Origin of the sequence: Fusobacterium mortiferum ATCC 9817 (assembly GCF_000158195.2) — a bacterium.
GTDB classification, from domain to species: Bacteria; Fusobacteriota; Fusobacteriia; order Fusobacteriales; family Fusobacteriaceae; genus Fusobacterium_A; species Fusobacterium_A mortiferum.
The window spans coordinates 250,754-267,334 of the sequence record NZ_GL987988.1 but is presented as its reverse complement, the minus strand read 5'-3'; the positions used below and the strand labels follow the sequence as shown (position 1 = coordinate 267,334).

Genomic DNA, 16,581 nt, shown 5'->3' with positions numbered 1-16,581 from the left:
AACTCCTCCACAACTATCTATCTAGTCCAAATTTTCCAATTCTACAACCTCTATAATCTCTAAGTACTGTATAAGCTGCTTGTTGTACATTTAGACTCTCACCTTTATTAAACATTTTACATCTAAGAGCTATTTTTTCTAAGATTTCTCCCATTATTTCACTCTTATCCTCATCTAAAAGTTTATATCTCTCTTTCAGTACATCCCACATCTCATATCTTATCATTTTAGAAATTAATATTCCAGCTATCTCCTCTATTGGTAGTATCTCATCTCTTATAGCTCCTGTAATAGCTAAATTTTGTCCTACCTCTTCACTTTCAAACTTTGGCCAAAGTATTCCAGGCATATCTAAAAGCTCTAATCCTTCTTTTATTCTTACCCATTGTTTTCCCTTAGTAAATCCAGGTTTATTTCCTACCCCAGCACTATTTTTTCCAACAATTCTATTGATAAGTCTAGATTTTCCAACATTTGGTATTCCTACAACCATAAGTCTTGTATTTACTTTTCTAAGACCTTTAGCCATCATCTTCTCTTTTTTCTCTGCTGATACCTTATCTATTATTGAATATAGTCCTTTTATATTAAATCCTGTTTCAGCACTTATCTCCAATACTTCATCAGCAAAATTATTCTCTTTAAAATATTTTTTCCAATAAGCTAGCTCCTTTTTATCTACAAGGTCTGACTTATTTAAAACAATTACTCTTTTCTTATTTTTTGCAAAAACTGTAATATCTGGATTTTTACTTGATAAAGGTATTCTTGCATCTACTACTTCAAGAACTATATCTATCAGTTGCATATTATCCTTTATTAAGTCCTTTGTTTTTTTCATATGTCCAGGATACCAGTTGATTTTTGTCATTGACATAACTTAACTCTCCTCTTAATCCTCTAAACCTTTAATCAGAAGAACAATCTCTCCTTTGATAGGATTTTTAGCCAATCTCTCTATAAGTTCGGTAGTAGTTCCTCTCATTATCTCTTCATATATCTTAGTAATCTCTCTGATAATTACTACCTCTCTTACTCCTATAAATTGCTCTATATCCCTTAAAGTTTTCTCTATTCTAAATGGAGATTCATATATAACTATTGTCCTCTCCTCCTCAGCTAAAGATTTTAATAGAGTTTGTCTTCCTTTTTTCTTAGGTAAAAATCCCTCAAAACAAAATCTTCTCATACTAAGTCCAGCTACAGAAGCTGAAGCTGTAAGAGCACTTGCTCCAGGAATTGGCACTACTTTTATCCCCTCTTTATGAGCCTCATCTACCAACTCATATCCAGGATCAGATATACAAGGTGTTCCTGCATCAGTAACTAATGCTATATCCTTTCCCTCTTTTAAAAGATTGATTATATTAGCTATCTGGTGCATCTTTGTAAACTCATCATATCTATATACAGTATTCTCTATCTCAAAATGATTTAATAATTTTTTTGTAACTCTTGTATCCTCAGCAAATATGTAGTTTACCTCTTTTAAAATACGAATTCCTCTCAAAGTCATATCCTCAAGATTTCCAATAGGTGTTGCCACTATGTATAACATATCTCTTCTCTCCTATTTATTTTCTAGTAGTATTCCTTTTAAAATTCCAATAGCAGTATCTAGTTGAATATCTTGATGATTTTCAAACTCTTTTGCCTCTTTCTCTCCTACTACCTCTTTGATTAGCTCTTTTTTATTTTCCTTTGTTCCCTCTTCATCTATATTAGTAACCACACTATCAAATAGCATATATCCATTTTTTTCCTCTACCTTAACATCTGGCTCTATTCCTACTCCATGGATACATACTCCACTAGGTGTATAATACTTAGCTATTGTTAGCTTTATTCCATCTCCATCAGGTAGAGTAACTAGAGTTTGTACACTTCCTTTTCCAAAACTCTTCTCTCCTACAAGTATTCCTCTTTTATTATCCTTAATAGCTCCAGAAACAATTTCAGAGGCTGAAGCACTTCCTCCATTAATAAGTATTACTAATGGAAAATCTCCATAATATTTTCCCTCTCTATTAGAAATTTGTTCCTCTCCATCTTTAGATTTTACACTTACAACTTTTCCCTCTTTTAAGAACATAGAAGAAATTTTTATAGCTTGATCTAAAGCTCCACCAGGATTACTTCTTAAGTCAAATATAAGAGCTTTCATTCCTTGCTTTTGTAATCCTTCCAATGCTTTTGCTACATCTGGATATACATTTTCACCAAATTGAGTAAGTCTTAAGTATCCTATTTTATTTTTATCATCTACCATCTTACTCTTTACATATTTTAATTCTACAACTGCTCTTGTTATCTCTACCTCTTTAGGGTCTTTTATTCCATCTCTTACAACAGTAACTTTTACCTTTGTATTCTCTTTTCCTTTTAATTTCTCTACTGCCTCTTCACTAGTAAGATTATATGTAGATACTCCATCTATTGCTATAATTTTATCCTTAGGTTTCATTCCAGCCTTATATCCTGGTCCATCTTCAATAGGAGAAACTACTACTAATGGTTCATTTACTCTTTTTTGAACTACCATTCCTACTCCTACATATTTTCCCTTAATATCCTCTTGAAAATTTTCTAACTGTTCCTTTGTAAAATAGTTAGAGTGTGGGTCTCCTAAAGATTCTATCATTCCTTTTAAAGCTCCTTGCATAAGAGATTTTCTATCTACCTCTTTATCTCCCACATAATTTTGATTGATGACATCCATTATATCTGACAACTCTTTAAGCTGTCTAATATTAGATAAAAATCCTGTTGACTCTTCGCTAGCTTTATTAGTTGCTTTAACCTCTTCTTTTCCAAAACAATTAGTAAATATTAAAGCTGATAGAATTACTATTACTAATTTATTTTTAAGTAGCCCTCTCATATTGTACCTCCTAAACTTCTACCCTTCTCTACTATCTCTTCTATACTTATATATATTTCCTTAGAAGAATCTTTTCCGAAAAGAGAGATATATTCTACATTTCCTTTTGTTCCTGTAATAGGAGAAAAATCTAAACCTTCTAAATAAAGTCCCTCTTTTTTTCCATACTCTATTATATCTTTTATTACCTCTATATGTCTAGTATCATCTTTTACAATTCCACCTTTTGCTATATGTTCTTTCTCCACTTCAAATTGTGGTTTTATAAGAGCCATAAGCTTTGTTTCTGGTTTAAAAAATTTAACTAAATCTCCAATTATCTTTTTTATAGAGATAAATGAAACATCCATAACTATATAATCAACTTTATTATTATCAATATCCTCTAAAGTCAAATCCTTTATATGCATATTTTCTAAAGATTTTACTTGAGGATTATTTCTTAATTTCCAATCTAACTGATTTGTTCCTACATCTACTGAATATACAAATTCAGCTCCATTTTGTAAGGCACAATCTGTAAATCCTCCAGTTGATGCTCCTACATCTAATACTTTTTTCCCACTAAAATCTATATTAAAAACTGATACAGCCTTTTCTAATTTCAATCCTCCACGACTTACATACTTTAAAGAATCTCCCTTTATCCTTATATTAGGCTCTTTATCTAGTTTTATCATAGTTCCACTCTTGTCTATTTTTTTCTCATCTACTATTACAAGTCCAGCCATAATAGCTCTTTGAGCCTTTTCTTTATCTGGAAAAAAACCTCTTTTTACTAGTAGAACATCTAACCTTTCTTTCATTGTACACCTCAGATTTTAAATATCTCCTCATCTATCATATATGGTAGTAGCGGACTTTCTAACATAATATTTTTAAATCCCTTTTTATCTACTACTCTCTTTAACTTTTCAGTTTCTCTCACTCTTTGAATAAAGAAATTATCCCCTATTGGGATTTTTTTATTTTTCTTATAGTAATTTAAAAGCTGTTTAGTAGTTTTTACTTTCAACTCCTGTTTTGCTCTTTTTAATCTATCCTTTATTACTCCTTGAGTACAATTTAACTTATCTGGAATATCGTCTAATTGGACTCCTTTAGCCATAAGATCCAATATCTTATCTGCACCAATAGGGTTAATTCTATGATACTTAGCTGAATACATATCAGCCCTATGAACAATATGAGCCTCTTTACTATTAGGTTGAATTTTTCCCCATTTCCCATGATGAGATAGAACTATATGAATGATATTTTTCTTAATATTCTCCTTTAGTTCTGCTCCTACTTTTTCCTCTATCTCTTTTAAAACTTTTTCAGTTTCTTTTGTTATATATTCTGGTTTTTTTAACATCATTTGAGAATGAGAATACTTCTCTTCCATCTTTCTTATACTTCCCTTACTCAAATCATGTATTATAATTCCTACTGTCAAAGCAAAAAAATCCACTCTCTCCTTTGCTTCTAAAAATGTTCTATAATCTCTTTTTAGCTCATCTATTGAGATTTTTAAAACATCATATGTATGAGTAGAAACCTTTACTCCTTGGTCATCAAAAAGTTCTAAATCCTGTACCATCTCTAACTCTAATAGAGAGGTTATAAAACCAAGTGCTCTCCTATTTTTTTCCTGCATCTATTTTTTCCTCAATTCTTTTTATTAAATTTTCGCCTCTCAAACCAAACTCTTCTAAAAGCTCACTTCTTTTTCCATGAGGAATAGCTCCCTCTTTTAGAGCTATTTTTCTAATTCTAACATCTATATCTCTTTCATTGTAAAATTCCATTATACTGCTTCCAAAAGAATTTTTCTCATAGGCTTCTTCCAAAACAAATATATTTTCATACTCTTTTACACAATCTAAAAGATATTTTTCATCTAATGGTTTTAGAGTAGAAGCATTGACTATTGTTCCCTCTATTCCTCTAGCTTTCAATCTATCCTCTATATCTAATATCTCTTTTAGCATACTTCCTGTTGCTATAAAAAGATTCTTCTTTCCTTTTTTTATCTCATGCCATTTTCCAAACTCAAATTTTTTAGCTTTATCTATATTATATTCCACTTCTCTTGGTATTCTTATCATAAGTGGTCCTTCTTGGAAATCTTTAGAAAATTCCAACATCTCTACTAACTCTTTTGATGTTGCTGGTGCTAGTACTGTATAATTAGGAATAGTTAAAAATATTGATAAATCATAAAGTCCATTATGAGTCTTCCCATCTTCTCCTACAATTCCTGCTCTATCCACTATAAATCTTACAGATAAGTTTTGTAAAGAGATATCATGTATAAGTTGGCTATATGCTCTTTGTAAAAATGTAGAATATATGGCTACATATGGCTTTTTCCCTTGAGTAGCAAGTCCCCCAGCAAAAGTTACAGCATGCCCTTCAGCTATACCTGTATCTATTGCTCTTGTTGGAAACTTTTTGAAAAACTCTCCAAGTCCTGTCCCTTTTACCATACCAGAACATATTACATAGATATCATTATCCTCTTCTCCTAATTTTACTATCTCACTTCCAAATATACTCGAATAAGTTTTTACAGTTGAATTAGTATTTCCTGTTTTCATATCAAAAGGAGAGATTCCATGAAATTTTTCCTTATCCTGTTCTGCATAACTATAACCTTTTCCTTTTTGAGTCTTAACATGTATAAATATAGGTCCTTCCATATTTTTTATTTTATTTAAAGTTGACAATAACTCTTCAGGATTATGTCCATCTAATACTCCAAAAAATTTAAACCCTAAACTTTCTAACATGCTTAGAGGTAAGAAAAAATTTTTTAATGAGAACTCCATTCTTTCTAAAGTATTAGAAACTTTATTAGCCTTTATTTTTTTTATTATTCCCTTTATATCATCTCTTAAACTCATGTATTTTTCACTTACCATAAATTTTCCAAAAAATCTTGAAAGTGAACCTACATTTTTTCCAATAGACATCTCATTATCATTTAAGATTACTATCATATTTTTTAATTTATTTCCACCTATATTATTAAGAGCTTCTAAAGAGTGACCATTAGATATAGATGCATCTCCTATCACTACTACCACTTTTTTCTCTGGAGAAGCCATAGCTATCCCTGCTCCTGCCGAAAGTGCAGTTCCAGCATGTCCTGAGATAAATGGATCTGCACTACTCTCTTTAGGATCTGTAAAAGGACCTATTCCTCCTCTTTGCCTAAGAGTAGAAAACTTCTTATCTCTTCCAGTAAGTAACTTGTGAACATAAGATTGGTGACCAACATCAAATAGTAATCTATCTTTGGAAAAGTCAAATACATTATGTAGGCACAGTGTCAGTTCTACTATTCCAAGATTAGAAGATAGATGCCCACCATTTTTACTTACTGTTTCTATTAAAGTTTCTCTTACCTCTTTTGCTTTTTTATTTATCTCTTCAATACTCATACTATGTATATTTTTCATCTACTCTACCCCTGTAAATAATCAGTAAAAATTAAACCTACACCTATTCCTAATATACACCCTACTAATACTTCAAAAGGTGTATGACCTAAAAGTTCCTTTAGCTTTTCACTTTTCTCTTTTCCAAAATATTTTTCATATCTCTTCTCTCCTAACATAAGAGGTATTTTTTCTACAAATTGATTAATTACTCCAGCCTGCTTTCCAGCTGCTCTCCTTATTCCAGTAGCATCATACATCACTATTCCAGAAAGAATTATTGCTATAGCAAATATATCACTGCTTATCCCATGGCGAATCCCTATACATGTAGTCAAGCAAGATACAGTAGAACTATGAGAACTAGGCATACCACCTGTTTCCCACATCCTTCTTATATTCAGCTTACCATCTGAAAAAATAGTTGTTAAAACTTTATAAAATTGAGCTATAAACCAAGCTATAAAAACTATATCTAGTATTCTATTACCAAAAATTATTCCACGACTCATAGCTCTCTCCCCTTTCTATTACTTAAATACTTTTTAATTCTAAAGAGATTACAGGCTTATCCTTATTCTCTTTGAAAAGTATAATAGTTCTTCCTATTATTCCTACTACTTCAAACTCTTTGCATTGAGAAAGTTGCTCCATTATTTCCATTTTTTCCTCTTCACAATTTTGAAGTATTTTTACTTTTATTAATTCTCTTGACTCAATAGCATCTAATATACTTTGAATTAAGTTGTCAGTTACTCCTTCTTTTCCTATTCTTACTAGTGCATCTAAATCATGTGCCTTCTTTCTTAGATATGCTCTTCTTTTACTTGTTAATTCCATTTTTGTCTCCTTCTATATTTCTTTATTTATTATACTTCCATTATTATTGGTAAAATCATTGGATTTCTTTTTGTCTTATTATAGAAAAACTTAGCAGCAATATCCCTTGTAGTATTCTTTAATAATCCCCAATCTTTCGAATAATAGTTAGATGTATCATCTATTTTTTCTTTAATATTCTCTATTGCTTCTTTGATTATATCATCTGACTCTTTAGAATATACAAATCCTCTTGTTACAATATCTGGTCCTGCTACTATTTTTCCTGTTTCTTTATCTAAAGTAAATACTATTACTACAACTCCATCTTGTGATAGTTGTTGTCTATCTTTTAGTACTATATTTCCTATATCTCCTACTCCAAGTCCATCCACTAATGTACACCCAGCATTTACTTTTCCTTTTATCTTAGCTCCCGATTTTGTAACTTCTATCTTACTACCATTTTGAGCTATAATTATATTATTCTTAGGAATACCTGTTTCCATTGCTGTATCTTGATGAGCCTTTAACATCTTATGCTCTCCATGTACTGGCATAAAATATTTTGGCTTAATAAGATTTAGCATAAGCTTCTGCTCCTCTTTACTTCCATGCCCTGATACATGTATTCCAGCTATTTTTTTAAATACAACCTCAGCATCATATTTTAACAGATTATTTATATTATTAGATACTGCTCTCTCATTTCCTGGAATAGGTGTAGCTGAGATAATTACTGTATCCCCCTCTTTTATTTTTATATGTTTATGCATATTTTTAGCTATTCTTGATAAAGCAGCCATAGGTTCTCCTTGTGTCCCTGTACAAAGAATTACAACTTTATTATCCTTTAAAGTATCTACTTCCGATAGTGGTACCATCATATCATTAGGTACCTTTAGATATCCTAAACTTCCAGCAATCTCAAATACCTTAACTAAACTTCTTCCATCTATTGCAATCTTTCTTCCATACTCTTGTGCAACATTTACTATCTGCTGAAGTCTATGCACATGTGAAGCAAAGGCAGCAACTATTATTCTTCCCTTAGCTTTAGAAAACTCTACCTTAAAAGCTTCTCCTACACTTCTCTCAGATGGAGTAAACCCTTCTACTTCTGAGTTAGTAGAATCAGATAACATTAAATCTACTCCCTGCTCTCCTATCTGTGATAATCTTGCAAAATCTACTCCCTCTCCATCTACTGGAGTTAAATCTATCTTAAAATCTCCTGTATGAAATACTGTTCCAGCTGGAGTAGTTACTAAAAGAGAATATGCATCTGTTATTGAGTGAGTTATTTTAATAAACTCAACAGTAAAATATTTTCCTACTTTTATTTTAGTTCTACCCTTTACCTCTTTCATCTTAGGTATATCTTTTGTAAAACCATTTTCAAATTTTGATTTAGCTAATGCTAATGTAAGTTTTCCTCCAAACATTGGAACTGATTTATCAATTTTTTGATAAAGATAAGGAATAGATCCTATATGATCTTCATGTCCGTGAGTTACAAATAATCCCTTTATCTTATCTTTATTATTTTCTAAAAAGCTAAAATCTGGAATAACTAAATCTATTCCTAAAAGATTTTCATCCGGAAATATAACCCCAGAATCAATAATGATTATTTCATCTCTATATTGGACTACTGTACTATTTTTCCCTACTTCTTCCATTCCTCCAAGAGGTATTACATACATTTTTTCCTCTTTTTGTGCTTTAGCTTCTTTTGTTTCTACTACAATATTAGTAGCTACTTCCTTTGCTACTTTACCTGTAGCTTTTTTTACCTTTTCAGTTTTTAACTCTTTTATTCCTTCTTTGATAGCTTTTATTTTTTCTTTTATGCCATCTACTCCTGTATTACTACTTTCTAACTTAAATTTTCTCTCTAATCTTTTTCTTTTTTCTTGACTTATACTACCTTTTTCTGTTCTTAACATCTTCTCTCCTTTTTTCTAAAATCTCCCTCCATTACAAATCTTTTTCATCATTTTCTATTTTTCTCCCCTCTTGTGGAACTTCAGTTGGTCTATTTTTTATCTCTAGATATTTATCTATAAATTTTCTAGCCATTCCTCCAGCTACTGCTCCTCCTCCTCCAGCTCCTTCTAAGATAGTTGCAAAAACTATCTCTGGATCATCTGCTGGAAAATATCCTGCTACCCAAGCATGAGTTATTTTTGAATGAGCATTCTGTGCTGAACCACTTTTAGCTGCTACTTTCATTCCTTTTGTTCTTAATACTTTCGTAGTTCCATTATCCTGTGATACTGTAGCTATCAAAGCATCATTTAGAATATTATAGTATGACTTTGGATAATACTTAATCTCTTTTTTATATAGCTCTATAGGGTAGCTTTTTCCTTTAGAATCTTTAAATTCCTTCACTAAATGCGGAGTATATATCTCCCCTTTATTTGCTATTGCTGCATAGAGATTTGCTATTTGTAATGGTGTAACCAAAAGATACCCTTGCCCTATTGATAATAGTATGGTATCTCCTTTAAACCAACCACTTCCTATCATCTTCTTTTTCCAAGCTGTGTCAGGAAGCAAACCTTTTTTTTCTCCTGGAATATCAATTCCAGTTTTCTCTCCTAGCCCAAAAGAAGCAGCTACATCTATAATTGGCTTATGTCCAATCTTATCTGAATATTTATAATAATATGGATTCGCAGATTCTACTATAGATTTCTTCATATCTGTATATCCATGTCCTCCAGCTTTCCAAGCTCTCCATTTCCATTTTCCTATTTGATAATATCCAGTTTTATCATAATATTGTTCTTTTGGGTCTACACCATTTTCTAAAAAAGCTATTGCCGATACCACTTTAAATACCGAACCTGGTGGATATTCTCCTGCTATTGCCTTATTAGAAAGTGGCTTTCTAGGATCATTTATTATCTTATCCCATTCATCATAGGATATTTGTGAACTAAACATATTCAATGAGTATGTTGGATAACTTACCATTGTAAGTATCTCTCCATTTTTGGGATTTAAAGCTATGAAAGCTCCTGCTCTTCCATCAGCTTCAAACTGTTTTTCCATATATTCTTGAAGTTCCATATCCAGTGTTATATGCATATCTTTTCCTGGAATTGGATTCTTTTTTTCTTCGATTTTTCTCTGTAACTTATTAAGGGCATTAACTTCTATATATTCATACCCATCTTCCCCTTGAAGTTCTCTATCATATCTGTTTTCAAGTCCATCTTTTCCAATAATATCCCTTGGTCCATATCCTTCATCTTTTAATTTTTCATACTCTTTTTCAGATATCTTTTTTACATATCCTATACTATGGGCTGCTACATCATCAAAAAGATATCTTCTTTTTGAATAAGTCTGTACTTGAAGATATGGATAATCTATTAATTGCTCTATCAATTTATGAGCTATCTCTGGTTTTAAATCATCAATTATGACATTCTCTCTTGTATATGGAAATATCTCTCCATATTTTATTCTTTTAGATATATAATCTTCACTATAGCCTGTAATTTCACTAATTTCTTTCAATACCTCTGGTGTTTGTTTTCTCTCTTGGAGATAAACTAATCTATATCCAGAACCATTAGTTACTATAAGTCTTCCCTTACTATCATATATTTTTCCTCTAGGAGCTTCTATCTCCTTTATCTTTATTCTATTTCTTTGAGAGAGATAGGAATATTTATCTCCCATTAAAACTTGTAAATAAAAAATTCTTAACCCCATTAATAAAAAGACTAATAACATAAAAGCTTTTAATATTATATTTCTAGAGTTATTCTCCTCTCCAAGTTTTATATTAATATTCCTTCTCTTCAATTTTTTCATAATTATCCTTTAATATTTTCCCTTTTCTTTGAAATTTTTACATAAATAAAGTTTAAAACTATAAAAATACAAATATTTGCAATAACATACTCTTTTTTCAATCTATTTATAGAAAGAGCTGCATATACTCCTAACTGTAACAATGAAATTAGAATGATATTTGCTTTTCCATAAGTTAGATGTGTAAATAAATAATAAAATAAATAATAACCAAGTAATAATATAATAAGTATCTCAAAAAAATTATTTGTTTGCAAAGAACGTATCAAAATTACAAGAATAACAAGTCCTATCTCTTTTTCCTTTTTTAAACTTACTAAATAAGTTAAAAATGGTAATGTAACTCCATACATATTAGCAGTAAGAGGTAAACTCACTTCAACTACAATTAGAAAAAAAGAAATTAAATAAACCATTTTCTCTCACTACTTTGTTATTACTCTTATTTTATTTTTTAAATTATTATTTTCTATTAAACTATCTATATTTAAAGTTTTTGCTATCTTATAAGCTATAAAATAATCTTCAGAAGCATATTCTACAAAAGAACTCTCAACTTTTATTTTATCTTTTTCACTTTCAACTTTTCTATATCCTTCTCTTTTTAATTCATTACTTATACTTTGAACAGTTGCATTATTTTCTCCAGCTACCTCTATTGTAAAATCTATATTTTTCTCTTGTCCTAACACTACTACTATATTAGCAAGTGTTGGAATAGTTGGTACCTGTTGAATTTTAAAATATTTTTCATTCAATTGCATAACTATATCTTGAGCTTTTTCTATTGAGATATCATTTAATATAATATAACTCTCTTCTAAATTTTTCTCATAGTTAGCAGCATTATATTTCATTCCTAATTTATTTTTAATATTCTCTCCTGTTCTTCTAGCATATCCATTTATTCCATTAGCATTCAATACATCCACTATGATATTTTCATTTACTTCATTTTTATTTTGTTGTTCATTGTACAAAGAATCATACATAGAGTATAAGCTAGATGTTATTATATATCTTTTATTATCCACTGTTGTTTCAGGAATATTTTTAGCATTTTTTACATTTAATTTTACTTGTCCAAACTTAACTGTCATATAATTATTTACTTGAACTGGCAATAATTTATTTATAGTTTTTAAAACTTCTTCTTCATTTTTATTAGCAACTAAATCTCTTACAGTTGTATCTTTATCAATATTTATTTCAAAAGGAATTCTTACTGCTAATTTATCTTGGTACACAGCTATAAGATTTTCTTTTCCTATTATTAAGTAGCTACTATTTTTATCTAGCTCTGGATTCTTTCTCATTGAATTTACAAATAAAAATCCACCTAATGCAACTATTATTAAAATTACTGTAAATATTGCTCTCACTCTTTTATTCATCTGCTACTAACAACTCCTTTTCTAATGAGGTAATCTTTACTTCTATTATCTCATTAATCATTTTTTTGTCCCCTTTTACTTTTACTCTCAAGTAGTTTTCACTATAACCATATAGATACCCATCTATCTCTTCCTCTATTAAAATTTTTAAAGATTTTCCTATATAGTTTTCTCTTTCAATTATAGCCATCTCTTTCTTTAACTCTTCTAATCTATCTGCTCTCTCTTTTTTCACTTTTGAGTCAATCTTATTTTCTAATCTACTAGCAACAGTATTTTCTCTATCAGAGTATTGGAAAATATGTAATCCTGAAAATCCTATTTTCTCTATAAGATTATAAGAGTTTTGGAACATCTCCTCACTCTCTCCAGGAAATCCTACTATAATATCAGCTGTATATTCCATATTCCCTACACTGTTTTTTAACTTTAGAAGTCTCTCTTCTATCAAATCACTTCCATATTTTCTCTTCATCATCTTTAAAACTGTATCATCACATGATTGAAGAGATATATGTAAATGTGGCATCAGATTTTTATATTTAAACATATCTACAAATCTATCAGAAATTTTATCTGGATATACAGAACCTATTCTGACTCTTTCTAATCCCTTTACTTGTAAAATCTTCTCTAACAGATCTTCAAAATCTATATCCTCTTCTAAATCCTCTCCATAAGCTCCTAGATTTATTCCAATTAAGATTATCTCTTTAAATCCTTCATTTACAAGTTTTTCTATCTCTTTTAAGATATTCTCTTTTTTTCTTGACCTACTTCTTCCTCTTGCAAAAGGTATTTTACAATATGAACAAAAATTATTACATCCATCTTGTATCTTAACGTATGCTCTTGACATCTCTCTTAGAGTAGCAAACTCATACTCTGTGTATTCATACTCATCAAAGATATTGTCATTTTTCAATCTATCCATTGTCCTATTCTCAATATCTTCTATAAAATTTACTATCCCTTTTTTATATTTATTTCCTATTACATAATCTATATCTTCCATCTCTAGTAATTCTTTACTATTAGTCTGAGCATAGCATCCTGTAACTATTACTTTACTGTGAGGATTTACTTTTTTAGCTCTCCTCAACATATTTCTTGTTTTTCTATCTGCTACACTAGTAACAGTACAAGAGTTTACTATATAGATATCTGCCTCATCTTCAAAAGCTGTTTCTGTATACCCCTTTTGAAGAAGTTGATTTTTTATACTCTCAGTTTCATATTGATTTACTTTACAACCTAGAGTATAAAAAGCTACTCTTTTATTGAAATTCATTGATTAAAACTCCTCCTACTACAATAGAAGCTGTCTCTGCTCTTAGAATTCTTTTTCCCAATGTTACTATATTAGCACCCTTTTGTTTTAGATACTCTATCTCTTCAATATCAAAACCACCCTCTGGTCCTACTATATATAAAACACTCTTTAACTCTTTTGTCTGCTTTCTTAAAAGATTTTTTAAAGTATACTCATCTTCACACTCATAGGGAACAATTACTAAATCATAATCTTCCAGCTTCAATTTTTCTATTTTTGTTACTTCATCAATAATTAGAGGCTTCACTCCTTGACACTGTTTCAAAGCCTCTCTCACAATTAAATCCCATTTATCTTTCTTTTCACTTACCTTTGCTACTCCTCTTTTAGTACTCAAAGGTATTATTTTATTTATTCCTATCTCAGTAAGTTTTTGGATAGTTAAATCCATCTTATCATTTTTCAATATTCCAATAGCAGCATCTATCTTTACCTTAGTAGAAAATCTATCTTCAAAAATCTCATCTATAACTAGAGTTACACTTTTTTTATCTAACTCTGCTACTCTACAAAGATATTCCTTTTCTCCGTCTACTGCTCTTACTTTTTCATCTATTTTTACTCTAAAAACATTTTTTAGATGATTGACATCTCCCTTTTCATCTATTATAATCTTATTTTCTAAAATATTCTCTTCTGATATTATAACACTTATCATAGGATTCTCCTATATCATATCTTTATTTTTTATAAATTCATCTAAAGTTGTTTCTTCTAGTATCTTAGTCATAGCATTGTCCAATTTTCCCCAGATACATTTTCCAGAACAAGTTCCATCACTACATACTGCTTTATGCTCCTCACTTTCATTACAATCTATCACTTTTTCCTCTTCATCTAATATCTTATAAAGTTGATGCAATGTAATCTCTTTAGGTTCCTTGGCTAGTCTATATCCACCATTAGGTCCTCTTTTTCCCTCTATTATATTTTCATTTTTTAACTTAAATAGTATCTGCTCTAAATATTGAACTGATATTCCTTGTTCATCAGATATCTCTTTTATTCTTACTAATTTATTTTCACTACTTTTATCGGCTATATATACTAAAGCCTTTAATCCATATCTAACTCTTGTACTTATCTTCATTACTTATCCTGCTCCTTCACTCTTTTAAAATGCTCATAAGCTTTCTCTGTAACAACTCTTCCCCTGTTAGTTCTTTTAATATATCCAATTTTTACTAAGTAAGGTTCATATACCTCTTCTAAAGTTCTTCTATCTTCACCTAAAAGTAACGATAATGTCTCTATCCCCACTGGTCCTCCACCATAATTGTCTATTATAGCATTGATTATATCTCTATCTAAATCATCTAATCCCACTGAATCTACTCCTAATATATCTAATGCCTTCATAGAAATTTCTTTAGTAATTACTCCATTTCCTCTTATCTCACAATAATCTCTTACTCTTTTTAGAAGACGATTGGCAATTCTTGGAGTTCCACGACTTCTACTAGCAAGCTCTAAAGCTCCCTCTCTCTCCACCTTTACTCCTAAAATTTTTCCCCCACGAAGTATGATTTGAGCTAACTCCTCTTCAGTGTAATATTCCATTCTATGAGTAACTCCGAATCTATCTCTAAGTGGAGAACTTAAAAGTCCAGCTCTTGTAGTAGCTCCTATCAATGTAAAATTAGGCAACTCTATTCTGATAGAACGAGCAGATGGTCCTTTCCCAATTATAATATCTAACTCTCCATCTTCCATAGCTGGATAAAGTATCTCTTCCACTGTATTATTTAATCTATGGATTTCATCTATAAATAATATATCATTCTCCTCTAAAGATGTAAGTATTGCTGCTAAATCTCCTGCTCTTTCTAGTACTGGACCAGAAGTTATCTTAAGATTTGCTCCCATCTCATTGGCAACAACCCCAGCTAGAGTAGTTTTTCCAAGTCCAGGAGGTCCATATAATAGTATATGGTCTACAGAACTTCCTCTTCTTTTAGCTGCCTCTATATATATTGACATCTTATCTTTCAAAGACTCCTGTCCTATATACTCTCTAAAACTTTTTGGTCTTAGACTTTTTTGTACCTCTATCTCATTTTCAAACTCTTCATTTGCTACTACTCTCTCCACTTATTTCTCCTTACATTATCATTCCAATGATAAATTGAACAAAACCAATAATTGCTCCTAATATTGCTCCTATTACTTCAATATGTTTAAACTCTCTCGCTGCTAAAGTGTATGTTACCTCTTCTAATTTTTCTAATGAGAAGGCATCTACATTTTTTACAATAATTCCTTTAAAATCTACATTCCCTTTTAAATAATTTGAAAACATCTCAACTATATTATCTTTATTTTCTAAAATTGAATTTTTTATTATACCTTTTATTTTTTCTAGCATATCACTACTTAAAAACATAGCTAACATAGGAAAATTTCTTGTTATTTCACTTTGAAGTTTCTCTTCTAAAATTCTGTCAATAACCGCACTCATCTCTTTTTCAAGTTTCTCCCCATCTAAAGATTTTAAAATCTCTTGTAAAGAAACTAACTCAGTTTGAATAACCTCGGCTATGCTCTCTCCTATCTCGTGCTTTCTCTTAGGTAGAAGCCCCTGTATTTTAAATAATCCTAAGTTTATCTCTTTGTATGGTCTGAATAACATTTTTATTGCAACATAGTTAGTTACCCAACCAATTCCTGCTCCTATTCCTACTATCAACAGTAATTTTATAAATAATTCTGTATTCAATTTTTACTCCTTTATTTCTCTTTTTATTTTTAAATATTTCCTGTATTTTTTTACCATTCCAGTAAACTATTTTATCATAAAAACAGGATTTTTTCAATTATATTATCCTATATTATTAAGGATAAAACTACTATTTTTTTTATATTCAAATTTCTATATTTAATTTTCTATTTCTATTT

At 30.1% G+C, this 16,581-nt stretch carries 17 protein-coding genes; all 17 read right to left on the bottom strand.

What is annotated here, in order from left to right:
• Window positions 1-13: 13 nt before the first annotated feature.
• Genes ylqF through FMAG_RS02200 form a run of 17 tightly spaced genes read right to left on the bottom strand, consistent with a single transcriptional unit; the run spans window position 14 to window position 16,402 of the window.
• Entirely contained in the window at window positions 14-877 is an 864-nt protein-coding gene (gene ylqF, locus FMAG_RS02280; protein ID WP_005883670.1) for a ribosome biogenesis GTPase YlqF, read from the bottom strand.
• Between the two features lie 15 nt (window positions 878-892).
• Window positions 893-1,558: a 16S rRNA (cytidine(1402)-2'-O)-methyltransferase gene (gene rsmI / locus FMAG_RS02275; RefSeq protein WP_005883668.1), complete on the bottom strand. Its 666-nt coding sequence runs from the start codon at window positions 1,556-1,558 to the stop codon at window positions 893-895.
• Window positions 1,559-1,570: 12 nt separating this feature from the next.
• The gene (locus FMAG_RS02270) at window positions 1,571-2,881 is read right to left on the bottom strand and encodes a S41 family peptidase (protein ID WP_005883666.1); all 1,311 of its coding nucleotides are present in this window, start codon (window positions 2,879-2,881) and stop codon (window positions 1,571-1,573) included.
• Complete coding sequence (locus tag FMAG_RS02265) at window positions 2,878-3,687, bottom strand: TlyA family RNA methyltransferase (RefSeq protein ID WP_005883664.1); 810 nt, start codon at window positions 3,685-3,687, stop codon at window positions 2,878-2,880. Before FMAG_RS02265 ends, FMAG_RS02270 begins: the two co-directional genes overlap by 4 nt.
• An 8-nt stretch (window positions 3,688-3,695) precedes the next feature.
• Complete coding sequence (locus FMAG_RS02260; protein ID WP_005883662.1) at window positions 3,696-4,520, bottom strand: HD domain-containing protein; 825 nt, start codon at window positions 4,518-4,520, stop codon at window positions 3,696-3,698.
• Window positions 4,504-6,327 (bottom strand): 1-deoxy-D-xylulose-5-phosphate synthase, encoded by a 1,824-nt coding sequence (dxs, locus tag FMAG_RS02255; protein ID WP_005883660.1) that lies wholly within the window; start codon window positions 6,325-6,327, stop codon window positions 4,504-4,506. The genes FMAG_RS02260 and dxs overlap by 17 nt, the downstream gene beginning before the upstream one ends.
• Before the next feature lie 5 nt (window positions 6,328-6,332).
• Window positions 6,333-6,818: a divergent PAP2 family protein gene (locus FMAG_RS02250; protein WP_005883658.1), complete on the bottom strand. Its 486-nt coding sequence runs from the start codon at window positions 6,816-6,818 to the stop codon at window positions 6,333-6,335.
• Between the two features lie 22 nt (window positions 6,819-6,840).
• Window positions 6,841-7,146, bottom strand: a complete 306-nt coding sequence (gene yhbY / locus FMAG_RS02245) for a ribosome assembly RNA-binding protein YhbY (RefSeq protein ID WP_005883656.1) — start codon at window positions 7,144-7,146, stop codon at window positions 6,841-6,843.
• A 29-nt stretch (window positions 7,147-7,175) separates the two neighbouring features.
• Window positions 7,176-9,074 (bottom strand): ribonuclease J, encoded by a 1,899-nt coding sequence (locus FMAG_RS02240; protein WP_005883654.1) that lies wholly within the window; start codon window positions 9,072-9,074, stop codon window positions 7,176-7,178.
• 31 nt (window positions 9,075-9,105) lie between these two features.
• A complete protein-coding gene (gene mrdA, locus FMAG_RS02235) occupies window positions 9,106-10,959 on the bottom strand; it encodes a penicillin-binding protein 2 (RefSeq protein WP_005883652.1) in 1,854 nt (617 codons plus the stop codon).
• 2 nt (window positions 10,960-10,961) lie between these two features.
• Complete coding sequence (locus FMAG_RS02230) at window positions 10,962-11,375, bottom strand: hypothetical protein (RefSeq protein ID WP_005883650.1); 414 nt, start codon at window positions 11,373-11,375, stop codon at window positions 10,962-10,964.
• Between the two features lie 9 nt (window positions 11,376-11,384).
• Window positions 11,385-12,353: a LytR C-terminal domain-containing protein gene (locus FMAG_RS02225; RefSeq protein WP_005883648.1), complete on the bottom strand. Its 969-nt coding sequence runs from the start codon at window positions 12,351-12,353 to the stop codon at window positions 11,385-11,387.
• Window positions 12,346-13,644, bottom strand: coding sequence for a tRNA (N(6)-L-threonylcarbamoyladenosine(37)-C(2))-methylthiotransferase MtaB (gene mtaB, locus FMAG_RS02220; RefSeq protein WP_005883646.1), 1,299 nt, complete (start codon window positions 13,642-13,644; stop codon window positions 12,346-12,348). Before mtaB ends, FMAG_RS02225 begins: the two co-directional genes overlap by 8 nt.
• Window positions 13,631-14,344, bottom strand: coding sequence for an RsmE family RNA methyltransferase (locus FMAG_RS02215; RefSeq protein ID WP_005883644.1), 714 nt, complete (start codon window positions 14,342-14,344; stop codon window positions 13,631-13,633). The genes mtaB and FMAG_RS02215 overlap by 14 nt, the downstream gene beginning before the upstream one ends.
• 9 nt (window positions 14,345-14,353) lie before the next feature.
• On the bottom strand, window positions 14,354-14,776 hold the full coding sequence (locus FMAG_RS02210; protein ID WP_005883642.1) for an RrF2 family transcriptional regulator: 423 nt from the start codon (window positions 14,774-14,776) through the stop codon (window positions 14,354-14,356).
• A complete protein-coding gene (gene ruvB / locus FMAG_RS02205; protein WP_005883640.1) occupies window positions 14,776-15,777 on the bottom strand; it encodes a Holliday junction branch migration DNA helicase RuvB in 1,002 nt (333 codons plus the stop codon). The genes FMAG_RS02210 and ruvB overlap by 1 nt, the downstream gene beginning before the upstream one ends.
• Window positions 15,778-15,787: 10 nt before the next feature.
• Window positions 15,788-16,402: a DUF445 domain-containing protein gene (locus FMAG_RS02200; RefSeq protein WP_005883638.1), complete on the bottom strand. Its 615-nt coding sequence runs from the start codon at window positions 16,400-16,402 to the stop codon at window positions 15,788-15,790.
• Between the last annotated feature and the right edge of the window lie 179 nt (window positions 16,403-16,581).